Annotated in this window: 20 protein-coding genes; 8 read left to right on the forward strand and 12 right to left on the reverse strand. The window is 56.9% G+C overall.

What is annotated here, in order from left to right; genetic code table 11:
• Positions 1-13: 13 nt before the first annotated feature.
• The 7 genes from argR to acs all read right to left on the reverse strand — a co-directional run bounded on the left by argR (position 14) and on the right by acs (position 8,046).
• Positions 14-994: a transcriptional regulator ArgR gene (gene argR, locus BK662_RS28750; RefSeq protein WP_008071845.1), complete on the reverse strand. Its 981-nt coding sequence runs from the start codon at positions 992-994 to the stop codon at positions 14-16.
• Between the two features lie 269 nt (positions 995-1,263).
• Positions 1,264-2,028, reverse strand: coding sequence for an ABC transporter ATP-binding protein (locus tag BK662_RS28755; protein WP_123360338.1), 765 nt, complete (start codon positions 2,026-2,028; stop codon positions 1,264-1,266).
• A 27-nt stretch (positions 2,029-2,055) separates the two neighbouring features.
• The gene (locus tag BK662_RS28760; protein ID WP_123360339.1) at positions 2,056-3,168 is read right to left on the reverse strand and encodes a M14 family metallopeptidase; all 1,113 of its coding nucleotides are present in this window, start codon (positions 3,166-3,168) and stop codon (positions 2,056-2,058) included.
• Position 3,169: 1 nt separating this feature from the next.
• A complete protein-coding gene (locus BK662_RS28765; protein ID WP_123360340.1) occupies positions 3,170-3,868 on the reverse strand; it encodes an ABC transporter permease in 699 nt (232 codons plus the stop codon).
• The gene (locus BK662_RS28770; protein WP_123360341.1) at positions 3,865-4,554 is read right to left on the reverse strand and encodes an ABC transporter permease; all 690 of its coding nucleotides are present in this window, start codon (positions 4,552-4,554) and stop codon (positions 3,865-3,867) included. Before BK662_RS28770 ends, BK662_RS28765 begins: the two co-directional genes overlap by 4 nt.
• A 90-nt stretch (positions 4,555-4,644) precedes the next feature.
• Complete coding sequence (gene aotJ / locus BK662_RS28775) at positions 4,645-5,418, reverse strand: L-arginine-binding protein AotJ (RefSeq protein ID WP_038979417.1); 774 nt, start codon at positions 5,416-5,418, stop codon at positions 4,645-4,647.
• 672 nt (positions 5,419-6,090) lie between these two features.
• On the reverse strand, positions 6,091-8,046 hold the full coding sequence (gene acs, locus BK662_RS28780; protein ID WP_123360342.1) for an acetate--CoA ligase: 1,956 nt from the start codon (positions 8,044-8,046) through the stop codon (positions 6,091-6,093).
• Positions 8,047-8,492: 446 nt separating this feature from the next.
• On the opposite strand from acs, the gene BK662_RS28785 reads away from it, so the two are divergent.
• From BK662_RS28785 to BK662_RS28805, 5 genes are all read left to right on the forward strand, one after another.
• The gene (locus tag BK662_RS28785) at positions 8,493-8,756 is read left to right on the forward strand and encodes a DUF2790 domain-containing protein (RefSeq protein ID WP_123360343.1); all 264 of its coding nucleotides are present in this window, start codon (positions 8,493-8,495) and stop codon (positions 8,754-8,756) included.
• Between the two features lie 186 nt (positions 8,757-8,942).
• Positions 8,943-9,122 carry a hypothetical protein gene (locus tag BK662_RS28790; RefSeq protein ID WP_123360344.1) on the forward strand — a complete coding sequence of 60 codons (180 nt, stop codon included), beginning with the start codon at positions 8,943-8,945 and terminating at the stop codon, positions 9,120-9,122.
• 469 nt (positions 9,123-9,591) lie between these two features.
• Positions 9,592-10,842 (forward strand): ribonucleotide-diphosphate reductase subunit beta, encoded by a 1,251-nt coding sequence (locus tag BK662_RS28795; RefSeq protein ID WP_007934889.1) that lies wholly within the window; start codon positions 9,592-9,594, stop codon positions 10,840-10,842.
• Between the two features lie 407 nt (positions 10,843-11,249).
• Positions 11,250-11,783: a BRO-N domain-containing protein gene (locus tag BK662_RS28800; RefSeq protein ID WP_123360345.1), complete on the forward strand. Its 534-nt coding sequence runs from the start codon at positions 11,250-11,252 to the stop codon at positions 11,781-11,783.
• A gap of 120 nt (positions 11,784-11,903) precedes the next feature.
• Positions 11,904-12,617 carry an HNH endonuclease gene (locus BK662_RS28805; RefSeq protein ID WP_123360346.1) on the forward strand — a complete coding sequence of 238 codons (714 nt, stop codon included), beginning with the start codon at positions 11,904-11,906 and terminating at the stop codon, positions 12,615-12,617.
• A 191-nt stretch (positions 12,618-12,808) separates the two neighbouring features.
• On the opposite strand, the gene BK662_RS28810 is transcribed toward BK662_RS28805, so the two are convergent.
• Complete coding sequence (locus BK662_RS28810; protein WP_259695966.1) at positions 12,809-13,237, reverse strand: helix-turn-helix domain-containing protein; 429 nt, start codon at positions 13,235-13,237, stop codon at positions 12,809-12,811.
• Entirely contained in the window at positions 13,234-14,550 is a 1,317-nt protein-coding gene (locus tag BK662_RS28815; RefSeq protein WP_123360348.1) for a type II toxin-antitoxin system HipA family toxin, read from the reverse strand. The genes BK662_RS28810 and BK662_RS28815 overlap by 4 nt, the downstream gene beginning before the upstream one ends.
• Positions 14,551-14,809: 259 nt before the next feature.
• On the opposite strand from BK662_RS28815, the gene BK662_RS28820 reads away from it, so the two are divergent.
• Positions 14,810-15,799: a hypothetical protein gene (locus BK662_RS28820; RefSeq protein ID WP_123360349.1), complete on the forward strand. Its 990-nt coding sequence runs from the start codon at positions 14,810-14,812 to the stop codon at positions 15,797-15,799.
• Positions 15,800-15,802: 3 nt separating this feature from the next.
• Here BK662_RS28820 and BK662_RS28825 read toward each other — a convergent pair whose 3' ends face one another.
• Together BK662_RS28825 and BK662_RS28830 are read right to left on the reverse strand one after the other, a co-directional pair.
• Positions 15,803-16,993: a hypothetical protein gene (locus BK662_RS28825; protein WP_123360350.1), complete on the reverse strand. Its 1,191-nt coding sequence runs from the start codon at positions 16,991-16,993 to the stop codon at positions 15,803-15,805.
• A 114-nt stretch (positions 16,994-17,107) separates the two neighbouring features.
• Positions 17,108-17,926, reverse strand: a complete 819-nt coding sequence (locus tag BK662_RS28830) for a sulfite exporter TauE/SafE family protein (RefSeq protein ID WP_123360351.1) — start codon at positions 17,924-17,926, stop codon at positions 17,108-17,110.
• A 224-nt stretch (positions 17,927-18,150) separates the two neighbouring features.
• Between BK662_RS28830 and BK662_RS28835 the strand changes: the two genes are divergently transcribed.
• Positions 18,151-18,918 (forward strand): AraC family transcriptional regulator, encoded by a 768-nt coding sequence (locus BK662_RS28835; RefSeq protein ID WP_123360352.1) that lies wholly within the window; start codon positions 18,151-18,153, stop codon positions 18,916-18,918.
• 219 nt (positions 18,919-19,137) lie between these two features.
• Here the strand turns inward: BK662_RS28835 and bglX are convergent, their stop codons facing one another.
• Entirely contained in the window at positions 19,138-21,366 is a 2,229-nt protein-coding gene (gene bglX / locus BK662_RS28840; RefSeq protein ID WP_375539017.1) for a beta-glucosidase BglX, read from the reverse strand.
• Positions 21,367-21,707: 341 nt separating this feature from the next.
• Between bglX and BK662_RS28845 the strand changes: the two genes are divergently transcribed.
• Complete coding sequence (locus BK662_RS28845) at positions 21,708-22,025, forward strand: helix-turn-helix domain-containing protein (RefSeq protein ID WP_007898784.1); 318 nt, start codon at positions 21,708-21,710, stop codon at positions 22,023-22,025.
• The last annotated feature ends 16 nt before the right edge of the window (positions 22,026-22,041 follow it).

The raw sequence follows: 22,041 nt of genomic DNA on the forward strand, positions 1-22,041 counted from the left end.
ACTTAACGACGGATCAACCGCGTTCCGATGGTACCGACGACAACTCGAACGGACTGCTGCTGCGCCGCTGGTTGCGATCTTCCCGCGGCGTGGCGCCGAAGAAGTTGCGGTAGGCGCTGGAGAAATGCGGCCCCGAAGAGAAGCCACACGACAGGCCGATCTGGATGATCGACTTGCTGGTTTGCATCAACATCTGCCGCGCCTTGTTCAGGCGCAATTCCAGGTAGTACTGGCTCGGTACACGGTTGAGGTATTGCTTGAAGATCCGCTCCAGCTGCCGACGCGATACGCACACATGCTGGGCGATTTCGTCGGTGGTCAGCGGCTCTTCGATGTTGGCTTCCATCAGCAACACCGCTTGGGTGAGCTTCGGATGGCTGGAACCCAAGCGGTTCTGCAACGGAATGCGTTGGCGCTCGCCGCCTTCACGGATGCGCTCGACGACGAGTTCTTCCGACACCGCACCGGCCAGTTCGGCGCCATGGTCACGGGCCAGCACTGCCAGCAGCAAATCGAGCACCGACATGCCGCCGCACGCGGTCAAGCGATCACGATCCCAGTCGAACAGATGACTGGTGGCAATCACCTTCGGGAAACGCTCGGCGAAATCGTCCTGCCAGCGCCAATGCACGGCAGCACGGTAACCGTCGAGCAAACCCAACTGCGCCAACGGATAAACACCGGCCGATAAACCGCCGATCACACACCCGGCTCGCACCAGTTGTTTCAGGCCACTGCTGAGCGCTGGCGCAAGTGAGGTCGGCGGCTCGTCGGCGAGCAGGAACAGCTTCTGGAAGTTTTCGAGCTTGCCGGCCCACGGCTCACCCGGCAATTGCCAGGCGCCTTCGGTCGGCGGTTCGGCCTGCAAAAACGACAGTTCGTAAACAACGTCCGGATGCACACGCTGGGCAACACGCAAGGCCTCCTCAGCCAGCGCAAGCGTCAGAGCTTTAGTGCTGGGCCAAATCAGGAAACCAATTCGATGGGCAGTCATGGCGGGCAATCCGAAACGAAAACAGTGATGAAGGCATGGGCCAATGCTAGCCCGTAAATGAACGCAAATTTCAAAACCGACAAAAATCAAATGTGGGAGCTGGCTTGCCGCCCCCCCTGTAGGAGCTGTCGAGTGAAACGAGGCTGCGATCTTTTGATCTTGAAAATCAAAGTCAAAAGATCGCAGCCTTCGGCAGCTCCTACAGGGAATCGGAGCCAGCCTTTAGGTTGCGAAGCATGCACTATCCCGGTGCGCAACGGGAGTTCGGTTTACTTCAGGCTGCCCGAGAGGAATTGTTGCAAACGTTCAGACTGCGGATTGACCAGCACTTCGCGCGGGTTGCCGCTTTCTTCGACGACGCCTTTGTGCAGGAACACCAGCTGGTTCGACACTTCACGGGCAAAGCCCATTTCGTGCGTCACCACCACCATGGTCCGGCCTTCCTGCGCCAGGGCCTGCATGACTTTCAGCACGTCACCGACCAATTCAGGGTCCAGAGCCGAGGTCGGTTCGTCGAACAGCATCACCTCAGGCTCCATCGCCAGCGCACGGGCAATCGCCACACGCTGCTGCTCGCCGCCGGACATGTGGCCAGGGTAAGCATCTTTACGATGCGCCACGCCAACCTTGTTCAGGTAGTGCTCGGCCTTCTCGCGGGCTTCGCTCTTGGACATGCCGAGCACGTGGACCGGCGCTTCCATGATGTTTTCCATCGCGGTCATGTGCGACCACAAGTTGAAATGCTGGAACACCATCGACAGGCGCGAACGCATGCGTTGCAGCTGTTTCGGGTCGGCGGCTTTCAGCGCGCCGTCCTTGTTGGCGACCAGTTTCAGCTCTTCATTGTTGAGCAGAATCTTGCCCGCATGCGGCTGCTCAAGCAGGTTGATGCAGCGCAGAAAAGTACTTTTGCCGGAGCCACTGGAGCCGATGATGCTGATCACATCGCCAGCCGCCGCTTTCAGGGACACGCCCTTGAGCACTTCGTGACTGCCATAGCGTTTATGCAGGTCTTGGACTTCAAGTTTGTACATGCGGTCGATTCTCACAAAAACAGTCAGTCAGTCGTTGAGCAAGCGCCCGTGACGCAGCGCATCGCGCCCCGCCACCTTGGCCAGCCAGAAACCGGGTTGGGCATAACGCAGCCGTTCAATGGCAAACAGCACCCCGGACGTACCAGCACACACCGTGCTGACCCGATCCGATAACGGATCGATCACTTCAAAAATCTCGTCGCCTGCTTCAACCCACTCACCGGGTTTACGCAGGAAACTCACTACGCCAGGATGCGGCGCGAACAGCAATTCGGTGCCTTCGAACGGCATGCCTTCGCAAGCCTCTTGCGCAGGCTTTGGCCACTCACCGCTGATCAAGCCTTGTTCAGCGAGGAACGCCAGAATGCCTTCGGCGTAAGCCTGCGCCTCTGGGCGACCGGTATCGGATTGGCCGCCCAACTCGATGGTCGTCGCCAGACAGGCCAGTGGAATCCGGGCATCCGGAAACAGACGCGACAGACGCAGCCATGGCAGCGAACACGCTTCATCAAAGGAGCTGCCGCCGGAATCTTCCGCCAGCAGACCGACCTTGACGTTCAAGTGTGCAGCCAGTGAACGCCAATGCGGCCAGTGTTGCGGCAAGGCATACATGTGCAGCGCCGCTTCGCAATCGCAGTGCAGATCCAGCACCACATCGGCGGTGCAGGCATGGCTGAGCAAAATGCGCTGCATGCCTTGCAACTGACTCTCGGCAGGCGGCAAGGCAGCCAGCACGTCGCTCATGGTTTCACGGATCAAACGGATATTGGCGTGCGGATCGTCACCCAGATGCCCTTGCAGCTCAGCGGCCACCGGCTCGCTCAGCTCGACGAAATCCCGGTTGAAGTTCTTGCCGCTACCCGCCTCGAAACGCCCTTGATGGTTACCCTGAAGCAGCTGACCGAGGCCCAGTGGATTGGCCACCGGCACCAGTTCGATCACACCGTTCAGCAAGCCTTGGGCTTCGAGTTCGGTCAGGCGCTTTTTCAGCTCCCAGGCCGTGCGCATCCCCGGCAGTTCATCGGCGTGCAGGCTGGCCTGGATGTAGGCTTTGCGCTCGCCAGCGCCGAAGCGGAACACCGAAATCCGGCGTTCGCTGCCCAGGTGACTCCACGGCAAAGCATGATCGATGCGTTCCATATCAGTGCTTCCGCGGGGCCAGATAGCCCAGCCAGCGGTGCTCGGCCATTTTGAACAGGCGCACCAGAATGAACGTCAGGCACAGGTAGAACACGCCGGCGGTGATGTAGGCTTCGAACGGCAAGTAGAACTGCGCGTTGACCGTGCGCGCGGCACCGGTGATGTCGATCAGGGTCACGATGGACGCCAGACTGGTGGTCTGCAGCATCATGATCACTTCGTTGCTGTACTGCGGCAGAGCCCGGCGCAGGGCCGACGGCAGCAGGATCCGCTTGTACATTTTGAAGCGCGACATGCCCATGGCCTTGGCCGCTTCGATCTCGCCGTTCGGCGTGGCGCGCAGGCTGCCGGCGATGATTTCGGCGGTGTAGGCGCTGGTGTTGATGGCGAAGGCCAGGCACGCACAGAACGTGGCGCTGGACAGCCATGGCCAGAGGAAGCTTTCACGTACCGCTTCGAATTGCGCCAGACCGTAGTAGATCAAAAACAGCTGCACCAGCATCGGCGTGCCGCGGATCACATAGGTGAACAGCCAGGCACTCATGTTGACGACCGGCTGCTTGGAGACGCGCATCAACCCCAGCGGCAGTGCCGCCAGCAGACCGAAAAGCAGCGACAGCGCGAGCAATTTAAGGGTGGTCACCAAGCCGCCGAAGTACAGCGGCAAGGCCTCCCAAATGACGTTGTAGTCGAAGATCATAGATCAGCCGCCCTTACGCCTACCGAGTAGCGCTTCTCAAGGTGACGCAATGCCAGCAACGAGACGCTGGTAATCACCAGGTACATCGCCGCCACTGCGAGGAAGAAGGTGAAAGGCTCGCGGGTAGCGTCTGCCGCCTGCTTGGCCTTGAACATCATGTCTTGCAGACCGACCACCGAAATCAGCGCGGTCGCCTTGGTCAATACCAGCCAGTTGTTGGTGAAACCCGGAATCGCCAGACGAATCATCTGCGGCACCAACACCCGGAAGAACACCTGAAAACTGCTCATGCCGTACGCCATGCCGGCTTCTGCCTGGCCCTTCGGGATTGCCATGAAGGCGCCACGGAAGGTTTCCGACAGGTACGCACCGAAGATGAAGCCCAGGGTGCCGATACCGGCGGCCAACGGGTTCAGGTCGATGTAGTCGTCATAGCCGAGCATCGGCGCGACGCGGTTGAGCAAGTCCTGGCCGCCGTAGAAAATCAGCAGGATCAGCACCAGATCGGGAATACCGCGGATCACCGTGGAATACAGGTCGCCCAGCCTGGCCAGCCAGCGCACCGGCGATAGACGCAGCGCAACGCCGATCAGCCCCAGAACGATGGCCAGGGCCATGGACGACAAGGCGAGCTGAAGCGTCAGCCATGCGCCATCGAGGATGACAGCCCCGTAGCCTTTCAACATGATTCAGGTCCTCGAAAGTTGGGATGAAAAAATGGCGCAAACCTCAGAGATCCTGTTGCTTGCGCCATTTCGGACGTGTTGCGGGGACGATTACTTGCCGTAGATATCGAAGGCGAAGTACTTGTCCTGGATTTGCTTGTACTTGCCGTTCTCGCGAATGGCTGCGATCGCGGTATTGATCTTGTCTTTCAGCGCGTCGCCCTTGCGAACCGCGATACCCACGCCGTCGCCGAAGTATTTGACGTCGGTGAAGGCCGGGCCCACGAAGGCGAAGCCCTTGCCGGCGTCGGTTTTCAGGAAGCCGTCATCCAGCAAGGTCGCGTCTGCCACGGTGCCGTCGAGGCGACCGGCGGCCACGTCGAGGTAGATCTCGTTCTGCGAACCGTAAGGCTTGATCTCGGCACCCAGCGGGGCCAGGACTTCGCGGGCGAAACGCTCGTGGATCGAACCACGTTGCACGCCGATGTTCTTGCCCTTCAACTCAGCCAGGCTGTCGCTGACTGGAGTGCCGGCCTTCATGACCAAGCGAGCCGGGGTGTTGTAGTACTTGTTGGTGAAGTCCACGGACTTCTTGCGGTCTTCAGTGATCGACATGGACGACAGAATCGCGTCGATCTTGCGCACTTTGAGTGCCGGGATCAGGCCGTCGAACTCTTGCTCGACCCATACGCACTTGACCTTCATCTCTTCGCACAGGGCGTTGCCGATGTCGTAGTCGAAACCCACGATGCTGCCGTCCGGCGCCTTGGAGGCGAACGGCGGGTAAGCTGCTTCGATACCGATTTTTACGGGCTTGTCATCGGCGAAGGTCGGCAGGGACAGCACGGACAGTGCCAGGGCGCCAAGCAGCACAAGTTTCTTCATCTTGGGACTCCATCGGTAAAGGGCAAAAACGGCAGAGTGAGCGACAGCCCAATATGCGAATGGGTTAAACAGCTAAGCGGTGCTGCGTCCTGGGAACCGTGCGCTGATTTCAACGCAGGCAACGACGAGCGAGTGATCGGCATTCTAACGACAGGCCCGAAGCCGATATTTCTTCAATGCGACAACAAATTACAGATGCACCGAGAAAGCCGCTTGAGCGCGTTGACAGCCTTGCAATTTCATGCAAGAGCAAAAGACAGTGAACCGATCTATATTGCAAATTGCGGGCCTATTATTGGCAAACCCTTCTAATCCAGCAAGCGCAGCGTGGTGTCTTATTTTTCATGGCCAATTGAGAGGCCCTGAGACTGGGCTTTGCGTTTCCCAATGCCTCGTATCGGAGCGTGCGGTTACACATTCAGTTACTTGAAGGGTGATGGGTAACAGTGGGAATTGGCCTACAGGGGAAGCCGATAATTATTGGGCGTTGTTGATATGGCGTCTGACAGACCGCCTTCGCGAGCAGGCTCGCTCCCACAGGGAAACGCATTCCAAATGTGGGAGCGAGCCTGCTCGCGATGAGGCCCGAACGACCAACACAAAACCATCAGCCAATAAAAAGCCCCACCAGGCTCAACACCTGGCGGGGCTTCGATGACTCAAGAACCGCTGTTAAGCGACGTTCATGGTCTTGTGCGTATCAATCAAATGCTGCACTACACCCGGATCGGCCAAGGTGGAGATATCCCCCAACCCATCGTATTCCGCTGTCGCAATCTTGCGCAGAATCCGGCGCATGATCTTGCCCGAACGGGTTTTCGGCAGCCCCGGCGCCCACTGAATCACATCCGGCGAAGCAATCGGGCCGATCTCTTTACGCACCCAGTTTTTCAGCTCCAGACGCAGTTGCTCGCTCGGCTCTTCGCCACCGATCAACGTGACATAGACATAAATGCCCTGCCCCTTGATGTCGTGCGGCACACCGACCACCGCCGCTTCGGCGACTTTCGGGTGAGCGACCATCGCGCTTTCGATCTCGGCGGTACCCATGCGGTGACCGGAAACGTTAAGCACGTCATCCACACGCCCGGTGATCCAGTAGTAACCGTCCTCGTCACGACGCGCACCGTCACCGGTGAAGTACATGCCACGGAAGGTCTTGAAGTAAGTGTCGACGAAGCGGTCATGATCGCCATACAGCGTGCGCGCCTGGCCTGGCCACGAATCGAGAATCACCAGGTTGCCCTCGGCCACGCCCTCGATGATGTTACCGAGGTTGTCCACCAGCGCTGGCACCACGCCGAAGAACGGACGTGACGCCGAACCCGGCTTGAGCGCGTGAGCGCCCGGCAGCGGGCTCATCATGTTGCCGCCGGTCTCAGTCTGCCACCAGGTATCGACGATCGGGCAACGGGATTGGCCGACATTCTTGTAGTACCAATCCCACGCTTCCGGGTTAATCGGCTCACCGACCGAACCCAACAGACGCAGGCTGCTGCCATCAGCGCCTTCTACAGCGGCGGTGCCCGACGCCATCATCGCGCGAATCGCGGTAGGCGCGGTGTAGAGGATGTTGACCTTGTGCTTGTCGACGATCTTCGCCACCCGGGTGATGTCCGGATAGTTCGGCACGCCTTCGAACAGCAGCGTGGTCGCGCCATTGGCCAACGGGCCGTAGACGATATAAGTGTGGCCGGTGACCCAACCGACGTCGGCGGTACACCAGTAGATTTCGCCCGGACGGTAGTCGAACACACGCTCGTGGGTCATCGCCGCATACAGCAGATAACCGCCGGTGGTGTGCTGCACGCCCTTCGGCTTGCCGGTGGAACCGGAGGTATAAAGGATGAACAGCGCTTCTTCGGCGCCCATCTCTTTCGGCGCGCACACACTGCCCGCCACTTTCATCAGGTCTTCGTACCAGATGTCGCGATGCTGGTTCCACTTGATGTCGCCGCCGGTGCGCTTGCACACGATGACTTTCTGAATGCTGCTGGTTTCCGGGTTGGTCAGCGCATCATCGACGTTGGTCTTCAGCGGGATTTTCTTGCCGGCACGAATGCCTTCGTCAGCGGTGATCACCACTTTCGAGCGGCAGTCGATGATGCGACCGGCCAGGGCTTCCGGCGAGAAACCGCCGAACACTACCGAGTGAATCGCGCCGATCCGGGTGCAGGCCAGCATGGCGACCACGGCTTCGGGGATCATCGGCATATAGATCGTCACCACATCGCCGCGGTGTACATCCTGGCCGCGCAAGGCGTTGGCGAACTTGCAGACTTGTTCGTGCAGCTCGCGGTAGGTGATGTTGCGGCTTTCGGCAGGGTCATCCCCTTCCCAGATAATCGCGATTTGATCGCCGCGCTCGGCCAGATGACGGTCGAGGCAGTTGTAGGAAACGTTCAGCGTGCCGTCGGCGAACCATTTGATGTCGACATGGTGATCGTCGAAGGACGTCTGCTTCACCGTGGTGAAAGGCTTGATCCAGTCGAGGCGCTTGGCTTGTTCGCGCCAGAAGCCGTCCGGGTTGACGACCGACTGCTGGTACATGGCCTTATAGGTGGCCTCGTCAGTCAGCGTATTGGCTGCTACCTCGGGACGAACGGGATACAAAGAAGCCGCACTCATCTTTCTTACCTCGGTGGAATAGTTGTTTTTGTATGACCCCAGTTGTAGCCGGGCCGGGCCTATAGAACCATTCGACGATGGTAGTAACAAGCCCCTACAAAATGTGGCTATACCGCAACGGGGCCCTCAAACCCGGCTATTCACGGTTACCGTAGGAGCTGGCGAAGCCTGCGATCTTTTGATCTGCGCTCTTTTGAAGTCAAAAGATCGCAGGCTTCGCCAGCTCCTACAGGGATTGTTACCAAATCTGCCAAAGGTGTTTATCAAAAGCATGACTATATGCACGCCACCCCCAGGCCTAAAATCGGTCTCGCCAACAAGGCAACGTGATTAACCCAGTTGCAGCCCCCACGAAGGCAGTTAATCCAAAACTCTTTATTAAAGCTCCACACGCGATCCCAAAAAGATTGCGTGACCCCCTTCGACTTCAGAAAGGTAAATTTGAAATGAAAGCTTTATTGGTTCTGGCCCTCAGCAGTCTGTGCGCAACCGCCATGGCGGATGAGGTCCCGACTGATGTCGCACAGCAACAACCCGCCATTGAGGAATACACCTACTCCACCCACCTGGACATCGCCAAAGTCATATCGATGAGCGAAATCCCGAATGTCTGCGAAGTGGTTCCGGCGACAATGGAATACGACGACTCCAAAGGTCAGCGGCACATTCTGCGCTACAGCGTCATGGGCAACGGCTGCTCTAACGGCTGATCCGCCCGCTCTTACTTATCAAGGCTCGACCCATCCACCCGCCTTAAAGGCAGATGAAGCGCCGAGCTTTAAATCGATAAATTCGATTGTTTTAAGCGTTTATTTGCGCTTTTTAATCAAAAACATTGGCGCAATATGAATTCCACACCCAAGGCACAAAACGCCAACGAACCTGGAGCCACTACCATGAAAACCAAACTGATCCTCGCCCTGACCCTCTCCGTCCTGGCCGCTAACACCTTCGCCGCCGATGGTTACGACCACACTGGTTCGGCTTCTTTCGCTTCTGATGGTTTTGATCACACCGGTGCAGCCAAATTCGCTGCTGATGGTGCTGACCGCGTAGGCGCAGCTCACTTCAGCTGAAAATCGAAAGCGACCTCACAGCCCGACTTCGGTCGGGCTTAGTCATCTCCAGTTGGAACAACCTGACGAAATACGTTTTAGTGCCTCTCCTACCTTCAGGCCTAGCACACGCTAGCCTCGCGTCATTTCTCTCTCGCCCCTCCCTGCAGGTGCGACAATCTGATAGAAAAAAAAAGCGGTCCGAAACCTCTTCAAAAGCTATACTCCCCGCCGTTGATTTGGCCGTAAAATATTCTTCTACAGGCCTCAACCCTCGGTAAGCAAAGCCCCATGCGGCTGGTAGGCAATCCGCCCTACCACAACGCGACTAGTCGGCTTGCTCCGTACAGAATCCATTTGCGTGCGTATAAGTTTTACTACTGCAAGCAACATTCCTTTAGATCCAACGCGGCCAGAAACGGCTGTGTGAAAAACCAACCTATCAGTTTTCACACGGGCAATCTGGCCCTCACGCAGGAGACGACACGTCATGCTGAGCTGGGACGAATTCGACAAAGAAGATGACGGCGAAGTCGCTGTAAAAGGCGCCAACGCCGGCCACGCTTCTGAAGCCAACATGGACCGCCTCGACAGCGCCGGTGGTGCCGCCGCTCAAGAGGCCCGCGCCGTGACCGCGACGGACTCCGCCGCGATCGCCCGCGCCAAGGCTGCCCTGGATTCCCTCGACGTCGCCGAAGGCCTCGCCGAACTGGAAGGCGCCTCTGCCCGTGTAGCTGTCGATGAAAAGCGCATGATCAACTGCCGCGCCGACCTCAACCAGCTCGTCCCATTCAAATACGACTGGGCATGGCAGAAGTACCTGGACGGCTGCGCAAACCACTGGATGCCGCAAGAAGTCAACATGACCGCCGACATCGCCCTCTGGAAAAACCCGGAAGGCCTGACCGACGACGAGCGCCGCATCGTGATGCGCAACCTAGGCTTCTTCTCCACCGCCGACTCCCTGGTTGCCAACAACCTGGTCCTGGCCGTGTACCGCCTGATCACCAACCCGGAATGCCGCCAGTACATCCTGCGCCAGGCCTTCGAAGAGGCGATCCACACCCACGCCTACCAGTACTGCATCGAATCGTTGGCCATGGATGAAGGCGAGATCTTCAACATGTACCACGAGATCCCATCGGTCGCGAAAAAAGCCACCTGGGGCCTGAAATACACCCGTTCGATCTCCGATCCGAAGTTCGAAACCGGCACCGTCGAAACCGACAAAGAGTTGCTGCGCAACCTGATCGCCTACTACTGCGTTCTGGAAGGCATCTTCTTCTACTGCGGCTTCACCCAAATCCTCTCCATGGGCCGCCGCAACAAAATGACCGGCGTCGCCGAGCAGTTCCAGTACATCCTGCGCGACGAATCCATGCACCTGAACTTCGGCATCGACGTGATCAATCAGATCAAAATCGAAAACCCGCATTTGTGGGATGCTGAGATGAAGGAAGAAGCGAGCCAGATGATTCTGCAGGGGACTCAGCTGGAGATTGAATACGCTCGGGATACCATGCCTCGTGGGGTGTTGGGGATGAATGCGGCGATGATGGAGGATTACCTGAAGTTCATCGCTAACCGTCGTTTGTCGCAGATTGGTTTGAAGGAAGAGTACCCAGGTACTACTAACCCGTTCCCTTGGATGAGCGAGATTATGGACTTGAAGAAAGAGAAGAACTTCTTTGAGACTCGGGTTATTGAGTATCAGACTGGTGGGGCGTTGAGCTGGGATTGATTTCCGAACTCGCCGTGATTTGACGATGTAAATCGAAAAATCGATTTGCAAGAGGCCCCGATCTGATCGGGGCCTTTTTATTGGGTAAGAAAATTCTCACTAATTTCGACCTTCGCTACTAAAACTCCTACAACAATTCCAGCACCGTCCGCATTGATGTCGTTTCAGAGCATCTCTAAGCTCTATAGCAGGTGCCTAAGAAACGCCCAACGTAGAAGCTGACGTCCTCACGCAGAACCAAGTGCAGTCCCAAAGACATGCGCAATTCTGTGTTTGAAGAAAGCTGCTTGTTGGGATTTCTTACGTCCCTCTACGTCGGGTTCTGGCCTTCCAAAACTCATGCGTAGAGGTAATGGTTATGCCTACAAAAAATCCACTCCGTTCTCCCTCCGTTTCGGAGAGCGATTATGTCTGACCCCTTCGTTCCAACCATTTTCACCCGCCAAAAAATCTACCTTCACGCCCTCCTTCTGGAAAACCAGCCATGGTTCTGCGCCCGCGATTTTGGTCGCTTAATGGGGTTTCATCTGAATGATCGTGTGGTCAGCAAGCTGGATGAAGATCAGCGGCATACGCTGTTGATTGAGTACCACGGCCAACCGGAGAAGAGGCTAATGCTCAGCGAATCCGGTGTATATGCATTGTTGGTGTATCACTACGCTCCGGGGAATCGGTTATTGCGTGAGTGGTTGACTCATCAGGTGGTACCGGCTTTACGCGATGCGGGGCAAGAGAAAAAAGCGGATCGGCCGATGTTGAGTTTGTTGGATTGGCCGGAGATGTCGTTGAGTCTGTTGCATTGGCAGGATGAAGGCTGGATTCGGCTGCGGGACATGCCTTATCTGTTGCTCAATCGCACGCGGCGGCGGGTGCCGGTGGTTAAGCCTTGGTGGCGGAAGGTTGTGGAGGTGTTTGAGTCTTCGAAGCATTCGGTGGGTTAGAGCGACGGTGTTTTTGTAGGATCGCTTGAGCGATACGTCGGTCTTTTCTGTAGGAATTTTCGTAGACAGGTGTAATGGCCACTCAGTATCGTCCGAGGGTTTTCAACCCTCGGCGATTGTATGAGCGAAAAAAAGAAAGACAGCGACTGGAGCGTTTCGGAGATTAAGGCGGCGGTGGATGCCTATCTGAAGATGCTCGCCCTAGAGCTAAGCGGCCAGAAATTCGTTAAGACCGATCAGAATCTTGCTCTGCGCGAAACGGCCTTACCAACCCGCACCAAAGGCTCTGTCGAATTCCGAATGCAGAACATCTCTACGGTTCTGATGAAGATGGATAGGGAATTCATCAAGGGGTACAAGCCTGCCAAAAACGTTGGTTCGAATGTTGAGCGATTAATTCGAGCAGCGCTAACTGAAAGAGGCATTCAGCCTGGTGACCCCACCGCTCCGACAGCCGATGAAGAAACGCTAGAACGCCGCGCGGCTGCGCTTCAGAAGCAAAAGAGAAAGGAACCGCCGGAGGGCATTCTGAAACCGAAGCGAGCACCAAGCTCAAGCACGGCATATGTTCGTGATCCAGAAGTCAGAGCCTGGGTTCGAAATGACGCCGAAGGTCGTTGCGAAGGTTGTGGTGAGCCAGCTCCGTTTCAAAAACTTGGTTTGCCTTTTCTGGAAGTTCACCACGTAAAGCCACTTGCCGAAAAAGGTTCGGACCGCATCACCAACGCTGTAGCGTTGTGCCCGAACTGTCATCGGAGCTGCCACCATTCCGACAAAAAAACTGAGCTCACAGCGTTACTTTATAAGCAGGTCGCGCGGCTAATTCCCGAGTAACCAGATTGAACGCTGTCCGTGGCGAGGAAGCTTGCTCCCGTTCGGCTGCGCAGCAGTCGCCAAGCGAACAACTCGTTATGCCAGACCTGCCGCGCTTGCCGGTTTTAGCCCCCCCAGGACATCATCGATGGTTTTGTCGAGCTGAGCGTCTGGCGTCTCAAGTTTCTACCCTGCGGATTTTGCGCCATCACTCATTCGGCCGCCCCCTTATCGCCATCCTTGGTCTTCGTTGTGGCTCGCAACGTAGCCACTCTATTAAGCTGTCCTGCGGACTTGCGTTTAGGATTGGCGCCGCGAACGGGCGCTTTGGAAACCGGCTTTTGCTGCCCAAGCGGCGGCGTGTAAAGGGTTGTGGCAGCCATGGTCAGCCCCAGGCGCAACCCGAATTTCCTCAAGATTGAGTCGATGGTGCTAATGGTCGGATTACCCTTGTCCTTCTCGATCTGGTACAGGGCCTTGGTCGACATGTTGCACATGGCAGCAAAGGTTTCCTGATCCAGACCGGTCACCTCAAGCCGTAGCCGGCGAATAGCGGTTCCCAAGGTTTCGATCCCCGTCACATGCTGCATGACGATGTCGTCAATGAGTTCCCTGCGCCGTTCGTTGGTGTTCTCTTTCATCGCAGCCCCCATTCAACCAGGCGCTGATCCAAATTGTTCATTGGAATAGACTGGGCGCGCCTCACTTCCTCTGGAAGATCGACCAGCAGATCCGGCAAAGCTCTAAATGTCTCAGCTGCTTCGAGCAGACGCTCGAAGAGCACGTCAGGGCTCACCACGTCCTGGAAGTATCCGCAGATCGTTCTCCAGTCAGGACTTCCCATATGCTCGGGCTTCCACTTGGTGACTCGAGTAACGCCCTCCGGATCGAGCACCATCGGTGCAAGGTCGTATATCGGCGCCAGCTCGAATTTGCCCCGATACCTGAAAATGGCCGTGTTGCGCCCATGGTTATCCGAATTCCCCAGGATACGGTTCAGCAGGTCACGGCGCAGGTATTCAAATACCAGTTCCTCAAGCTCTCCCTCCTGCCCATTCGTACGCCACAGGTGGATCAGGCGGCTGAGCACATCCTCATGATTCATCCTCGAACCAGGCTCGGTGTTCCCACACACTGAATAAATCGACTCGACCGGAATCCTCTCCACCACGCCGCTGGCGACTCGCCGATCAAAGCGCGGCATCCACAGACTTGGCTTAGCGGCTTCCTCAAGCACCAGTTCATCTGTGGATATCGTGTTCAAACCGAGCTGGGATATCGCTTTGTAGTAGTGGTACTCGGCCCGCAGGATGTTCTTGTCGCGCTCAGTAGCTTGGTTGCGAGCAAACTTCACCAACCAATGGCGACGCGCAAGCTCGTCAGAAAGCATCGCATCGGCATGAAGCGCTCCATCCTCATCCTCAACCATAATCAGCTTTGGAGCTTCCCCCTGAGCGCCCGTAGCACCGCCTAGCGCAGCGCCAGATTCATAGGCGTATTCGAGGAAGTCATTTGTTCTGTCTACGACTTCTTTGCGCGCAAAGGCCTCCTTGCGAGTCTGATCGATATGCTCGAAAGACTCCTTCACGCGCAAGTGCCCAATGGGCGAGGGCGTGCAGCGACTCAGGAGGAAAAAGCTCATGTCCATGCCATCAGGCTTTTCCCCACCGAATCGCTTCTGCAACGATTTACGAGCAGCGCCGGCCGGTATGATGTCGTAGATAAATGGGGGATAGCCTTTGCTATCGACAGGGTTCCAGCTCAGCGGAAGGTTCACGCTGATGGCGGGCTCGAACGGCGTCTCTAGTTTATCGATGAAATCGACCAAGTAATGCTGGTCGTAAGATGCGCTGCATCGCGACTCATCAACCTTCTGAACGTTCGACACAGAAAGCGTCATTGCATCGCGCCAATGGCCTTCAATGAAAGTCTGGATCGTGAGTTTTCCTAACATGGTGCGCCATACAATCGGAACTATGATGCCGACCACTGTGGCTCAACCCTTCTTTTTCAGCAATATAATTCTGATTACCTAGGAAACCCAACTCATAATCGGCATTGTAATGCCGACTACATCGGGCTTGGTGGCTGCGTTGGTTATGGGAATCGCGAGCAGGCTCGCACAGATTTTGCACCGCGTCGAAAACAGTCAGTGCAACCCGCCCCGCCTCCCGCTATTAATACCCTTCCCCACTCAAGGACCCGAGCCCTCCATGAAATTCGACCTCGCCTACTGCCTCAGCCTCGACGACAAGCTGTCGATCTATGACGTGCGCGATTTGAATTTCGACGAGACGATGGAGTTCGATTCCGCCAAGGAACACTTCCAATGCCCCAACGATGCCTGCCGTTCGGCGTTTGATGCGACCAACGTGTTGGGGACGTTCAACGCCAAAAATGTGAATTACGTACGCACGCCGCACTTCAAGAACATACCCAGCACGCGGCATGTCGAGGGTTGTCCTTATGTCAGCCTGAAGACGCCGGCCTCAGGGTTGGAGGCGGATGGTGCGGAATCGGATAACGGTCGGGAGGAGCATTTTCCGTCGGAGTTGTTGCTGACTCGGCGTGAGTATGTGCGTAAGCCGTCCAACCCGGCGGTGGCGGCGGATGTTGTGCGCGATGAGCCGCGAGTGCCTTCAGCAGCCAGTAACGTCGAGCATCCGAGCCGGGAGTCGGCGCCGGACAAGACCAGTGTCTTCGCCCACCCGGTTGAGTGTTTTGTGTCGAACTTCGAGGACAAGGAGCTGCTCAAGCGCATGCCGTTGAAGATTGGCGAGCACACGGCGCCTTATGGGTCGTTCTTCAAGAGGATCGAATACCTGCAGGACAACAAGGGGCTGATTTACTGGGGCAAGATCAAGGAGATCAAGGATTACACCCAGAGCTTTCGCATCGATTTCGAACAGAAGGTCTGGTTCAAGCAACCGGACGAGGCGAAGAAGAAGCCTTATTCGGTGAATGTTTACCTGAGCAAGAAGCTGATCGACAACTACCGCAAGCGCAAAGCGTTTCTGGAAGAGATCAAGCACGCCATCGACAGTGAGGCGCAGTTGTATTGCTTCTTTTATGGGGTGACGCCGGAGTTGAAGCAGGTGCCGAGCAAGAAAAACCCCGAGCAAACGTTCGGGGTGTTCAGTGCCAATATCGAGAACCTGGATCACTTCATTATTCGTGAAGCGCCGGGGTTGGCGGCAGGCTAGGGATTAGTCCTTGGGCAGTTCGAGTTTGACCGCGCCGGGATGTTGCTTGACCACGGCGTACGGCAACACTGACCAGCCCGGATCATCGCAATTGCGTTGCACGCGGGCGAAGTACGGTCCCAGGTACAGGCCTTTTGCGGTGAAGTACCAGTTGGAATAACCCCAAACGCTTTCGTCGGTGTAGTCGCAGTCGTTCTCGTCCGTCGGTTTCTGCATTTCGCCGGGGTAGAGCGTGGTGAATTGCTTGATCAGCCACGGTACGAACTCTTCGCGCTGATAGGTGAATCGCGCGTTGTTCTCTTCCTCGGTCAAGGATGTGTCGCCCGCACTGTTGCGATCGGCGTGCAGCAGCGGCTTGCCTTTGCCAACCCACAACACGTCTTCCAGCGACAGGCTATGACCGGTGTGGACGTCGAGGTTGATCGGCGAATTGCCAAAATCCGGGTGAGCGCCGCCGCAGCTGTAGCCGGTGGAGATGTTCAGGCTGACCACATCGGGCGATAGGAATTGGGGCGCGACACCTTGATCGAACTCGGCAAATTCCCCGCCTTGCAGCAAACAACCGTGATAGCTGATGACTTCGCTCCAGAGCCGCTCCAACAATTGCTGATTGACCCGCTGCTGGTCGGCTTTGGGGTAGCCGGACTCGATGCTGAACATGGAGAGAGTGGACTCGGGCTGGGTCCACCATTGCAGGTCGTAACCCATGAAGGACTCTTTCTTGCCCGGTTTGAGCTTCAAGCCTTGCAGGCGAAGATATTCATAAGGATCGCTTTTCGGCAGCGCGGCGATGAAGGGCAAGGCGTCCGCCGCCGGTGCCGGGAGCTTGGCCTCGGTCAACTGCATTTGCAGGATTTTGCCCTTGGGGCTTTTCCATTCGCCCTGCCAGCCGTTGGCCGTTTCTTGCAGCGTCAGGGTCGGCAGGGGTTTTTCGTCGCCGTAGCGGTTGTTGCCTTCGACTAGCGTCAGGGTCTTTTCTTGCAGCGAGCCGCTCAGTTCCAGGTCGCGATGGTATCTCTCATAGAAGTAGCGGCCGGTGACTTCGTCAGGCTGAAAGAGGTTCATTTCCAGCACGATCGGCATCTTGCCCAACGTACCGGTGAACACTCGTCTCCCATCCTCGGCATGAGCCGTGGAACACAACATGAATAACAACGCGGCGACTGGTGCCAGACGTAACAATCCTTTGAGCATGAATCGATCCCTGAATGAGTCGGAAGCAGCGCCGGGCAGGTTGAAGGCGGCGCAGGTTGAACGAGGACGGATTATGGCGAGGTTGCAGGAGGGAATCGAGCCTCATTGCGCACTTCACTTCATCGCCATACTCAGCATCACCAAAACCAGCAAACCAATATAAACCCGCGCATGCACCCGATCCGGTATCCGCCCGATCCACGGCGTCGCCAGCCGAATCCCCACCAGCGACCCAGCCGTCAGCACCGCAAACGCCAGCACATCCACATAACCGACAAACCACGGCCCCAGATCAAACTCGGTAAATCCCGCCATCGCCATGTAAGTCAGCGTCCCGGCCACTGCAACCGGCAAACTCAACGGATTGGCCATCGACGTTGCCTTAGACATGCTCAGCCCACAACGCCGCAGCAACGGCACGGTCATGACGCTGCCGCCCACGCCAAGAAACGTGGCGATGGTGCCGATGCCTACACCGCCGCCCGACACTTCTGCCCTGCCCAATCGCCGTGGGATTACGGCGTCAGACTGTATGAGAAAACCGCGTCGGAACAAGCAGTCCAGAATGGTCACTCCGAGGTAGGCGATGAAGGCAAAACGGATCAGTTCGCCACTTGCCCACATCGCGGCAACGGCTCCGACGATAGCGCCCAGGCCGATGAATCCGCCCAACGGCCACACGTAATGGCGAATGAGATTACCGGCGCGGTGATGTTTTGCGGTGGCGATCAGAGCGTTGACGATCATCACGCAGATCGAGGTGGCCACGGCGATGTGCATCGCCGACTGATTGATGGGATCGTCGGCGCCGTGACTGGCCGTGAGCATGCGGTACAACAAGGGCACGACGACGAATCCGCCGCCGAAGCCGAACAGCACGGCGGTGACGCCGGTCATGCAGCCAAAGAGTGCCAGCAAGAGGTAGAAGAACATCGCGCATCGTCCGTTGGCTGAGAGTGAAAGAACAATCCATGTGGGAGCGGGCTTGCTCGCGAAAGCGGCGTATCAGGCGACATCAATGTTGACTGTGCCGCCGTCTTCGCGAGCAAGCCTGCTCCCACATGGATTGCTCTTAACTTACTGGTATTAGGGCTTGGCCTGCTTCAGCAAGTCAGCCAATAATGTTTGCATTTACGCCAACCGCTGGATGCCGCTCGATGCGCAATGTTTCGATTGATCTGCTGGACGCTACACCACGGTTGGTGGTGGCCATCGGCACGGATTACCCCGACGGTCGTCTGTTGCCGCGCCATACCCACCGGCGGGCGCAGTTGTTGTACGGCGCCACGGGGGTGATGCAGGTGAGCACGCACGACGGCAATTGGGTGGTGCCGCCGCAGCGGGCGGTATGGATTCCGCCGGGGGTGGCGCATGAGGTGTTGATGCTGGGGGTGAGCACGCGCAGTTTGTACATCGAGCCGGGGGCGGTCGATCTGGGCAACCGCTGTCAGGTGATCAGTGTTTCGCCATTGATGCGGCATTTGCTGATGGAGGCGGTGGAGATTGCGCTGGAGTACGACGAGGCCGGGCGCGACGGTGCGCTGATCGACTTACTGCTGCATGAATTGGCCCGTAGTGCTCACTTGCCGTTGCACATTCCGTTGCCTATGGATTCGCGGCTGCTTGGGTTGTGTCAGACGTTTCTCCAGCATCCGAACGCTCATCAATCGCCGCAGCAATGGGCTGATCAGTTGCATATCAGTTTGCGTACTTTCAATCGTTTGTTCCGCCAACAGACCGGTCTGAGTTTCAGCCAATGGCGGCAGCGGGCTTGCGTGGTACTGGCCTTGGCGCGGCTGGCGATGGGCACGCCGGTGACGCGGATTGCGCTGGATTTTGGTTATGACAGCCCGGCGGCATTCTCGACGATGTTTCGTCGGGTGCTGGGGCAGGCGCCGTCCGTTTGGTTGGAGGGGGCGAAATAGAGAGGGCACAGCCGTCAATATCAGCCGGTCAAGCGCAATCCATGTGAGAGCGAGCCTGCTCGCGATAGCGGTGGGTCAGCCAACATTGATGCTGAACGTACCGCCGTCATCGCGAGCAGGCTCGCTCCCACAAGTTGCGCACCTTAACTGACAGGCATTAGCGCTTGCCCCTCGCCACAAATGCCCGCCTGACCAAAGATCTACGTTAACTGACTGGTCTTAGCCACTGCCTTGTTCTGACAGCAACTCAAAACTCTGCTCCTTCACATCCTGGGAATCCAGACCGATTTGCACCCGGAACTCGCCCGGCTCTGCGACGTATTCCAGCTGGGTGTTGAAGAACTTCAAGTCGTTCTCATCAATGCTGAAATGGACTGCTTTCTCCTCTCCGGCCTTGAGCATGATTTTTTGAAAGTTCTTCAGTTCTTTGACCGGACGGCTGACGGAGCCAACGACATCGCGGATATACAGCTGAACCACCGTTTCGCCATCGCGCTGGCCGATATTCTTCACCATGACGCTGGCGACGAGATTGTCGGTCTTGTTCAGTGTGGTCGAAGACAGGGCCATGTCGGTCAGGCTGAAATCGGTATAACTCAGCCCATAGCCGAAGGGATAAAGCGGACCATAGGATTGATCGAAATATTGAGAGGTGTAGTTGCGAAGCGCACCCGCTATGTAGGGACGACCGGTGTTCAAGTGGCTGTAGTAATTGGGGATCTGCCCCACGGAGCGTGGAAAGGTGATGGGTAATTTGCCGGAGGGGTTGTAGTCCCCAAACAACACATCGGCAACGGCGTTGCCTCCCTCGGAGCCGCTGTACCAGGTTTCCAGAATCGCGTCGGCCTGTTTCTGCTCCTTGCCGATGGACAGTGGCCGGCCGTTCATCAATACCAGTACCAGCGGCTTGCCGGTGCCTTTCAGGGCGGTGATCAATTCACTCTGGCGCCCAGGCAGATCAAGACTGGTTCGACTGGCCGCTTCATGAGACATGCTGCGGGGCTCGCCCACCACGGCAATCACAACATCGGCTTGCTGCGCAGCCTTGACCGCTTCATCAATCATTTCTGCTGCCGGACGAGGGTCGTTCGCGATTTCGGACACGCCCTGGTATTCCAGGTATTTAACGACCTCCTGATCCTCCTCGAGATTGGCGCCTCGGGCATAGATCAGCGAGCCCTGGTTCATCGCGTTTTTCAGCCCGTCGTAGATCGTCACCGATTGCGCGGCCACGCCGCTTGCAGACCAACTGCCCATGATGTCGACGGTACTTTTTGCCAATGGGCCTATGAGTGCGATCACGCCCTCTTTTTTTAGCGGCAAGAGCCCGTTTTCATTCTTCAGCAGCACCAATGTCTTGCGTGCCACCTCACGGGCCTGCGCTCTGTGCAGACGGTTTTCGGCGTTGTTATCAGCGGGGTCTTCACTGGCAATGCCGATGCGCCGGTAAGGGTCTTCGAACAGCCCCATGTCGTACTTGGCACCCAGCACTTCCCGCACCGCGTTATCAATATTGCTCTGGGAAATAGCGCCAGACTCAAGCAGCCCCTGTAGCTCCGGACCATAGGAGAAATCGTTCATGCTCATATCAACGCCGGCCTTGATCGCGAGCCTGGCCGCGTCGCGGGGATTCTTCGCAACACCATGCTGGACCAGATCGTTTATCCCGTTATGATCGCTGATGATCAGGCCCTTGAAACCCCATGCCTTGCGAAGCAGGTCTTGCATCAACCAGGCATTGGAAGCGGCTGGCACGCCATTTATCGAGTTAAGCGCCACCATCATCGCCCCCGCGCCACCTTCAATCGCCGAACGATAAGGTGGCAGGTAGTCCTGATACATCCTGGCCAGGCCCATGTCGACGCTGTTGTAGTCGCGTCCACCCTCGACAGCCCCATACAACGCAAAGTGTTTGGCGCTGGCCATGATGCTGTCGGGTGCATTCGGGCTTGCGCCCTGGTAGGCCTGAACCATCGCTTTGGCAATGCGCGAAACCAGATAGGTGTCTTCGCCGAAGCCTTCGGAGGTACGCCCCCAGCGAGGATCCCGGGCGATATCTATCATCGGGGCGAAGGTCAAATCGATACCGTCGGCACTGGCTTCTTTCGCTGCTGTTCGACCGCTCAACTCGATAGCGCCAATATCCCAGCTAGAGGCTAACGCCAGGCCAATGGGAAAAATGGTTCGATGGCCGTGTATCACGTCCCAGCCGAAAAACATCGGTATTTTCAGGCGGCTTTGTTGAGCCGCGTCCTGCATGGGTCGGTTTACGTAGCGGCTCACAGAGCCGTAGGTACCACCGATTCGCCCGGCGGCGATCTCTTCGCGTATCTTTTCGGGCGTCATCTTTTCATCAATAGCGATCAGCCGCAGTTGGCCGATTTTTTCCTCCAGGGTCATCTGATTTATCAGGTTGCTGACAAAGGCCTCTTTACTTAACGATGCCATATCAGCCACGACGGGCAGACTTGTAAAACCAATCAGGGCACATAGCAGACGTAGTCTTTTCATGATTCCCTTCCCTGCATAACACTGTGACGCACTGCGTCATAAACGCCACTTTCCTTGTATTGAAAATCAGAAAGCTGACGTTCAATCATTGCTGCTGACGGGAGTTGAAAGCCCATTGAGCGTTCAGGAGCCCGCATAGAAATAGCGTAGTCGGTCCCACGCTCCTGCCTGAGCGAAAAAATAGAATCAATCAAAAAAATGAGGTTGATCCGGACTCAAAACAACTGTACAAAAACACAGTATATTTTAAATCAGCACTCTCGAGCCCGGAGAACACCATGGCCACTCTTGCGATGAAAATCACCCTGGAACGTATCGCCCTCTTTCAGTTCACCCCCGCCCACTGCGCCCAGGCCCGAGCGATGCTGGGCTGGAGTGTTGAAGAGTTATCCGAGGAATCCGGGGTTTCCGTTGACGCGATTCAACGTTTCGAGGCTGAACGCGATGTGCTGGATGTCACCCGGCTGGCGTTGGCGTATCGGTTTGAGTCGCAAGGTCTGGTGTTCTTCCCGGGGTTTGCGCCGGGCAGAGGGATGAATGTGAAAGGGTCGACGCCGGATCCGGTGGGGCGGGCGGATTATGCGATGGTTGAGTGAGATGTCAGTACGGGCC

Origin of the sequence: Pseudomonas frederiksbergensis (genome assembly GCF_003732275.1) — a bacterium.
GTDB lineage: Bacteria > Pseudomonadota > Gammaproteobacteria > Pseudomonadales > Pseudomonadaceae > Aquipseudomonas > Aquipseudomonas frederiksbergensis_H.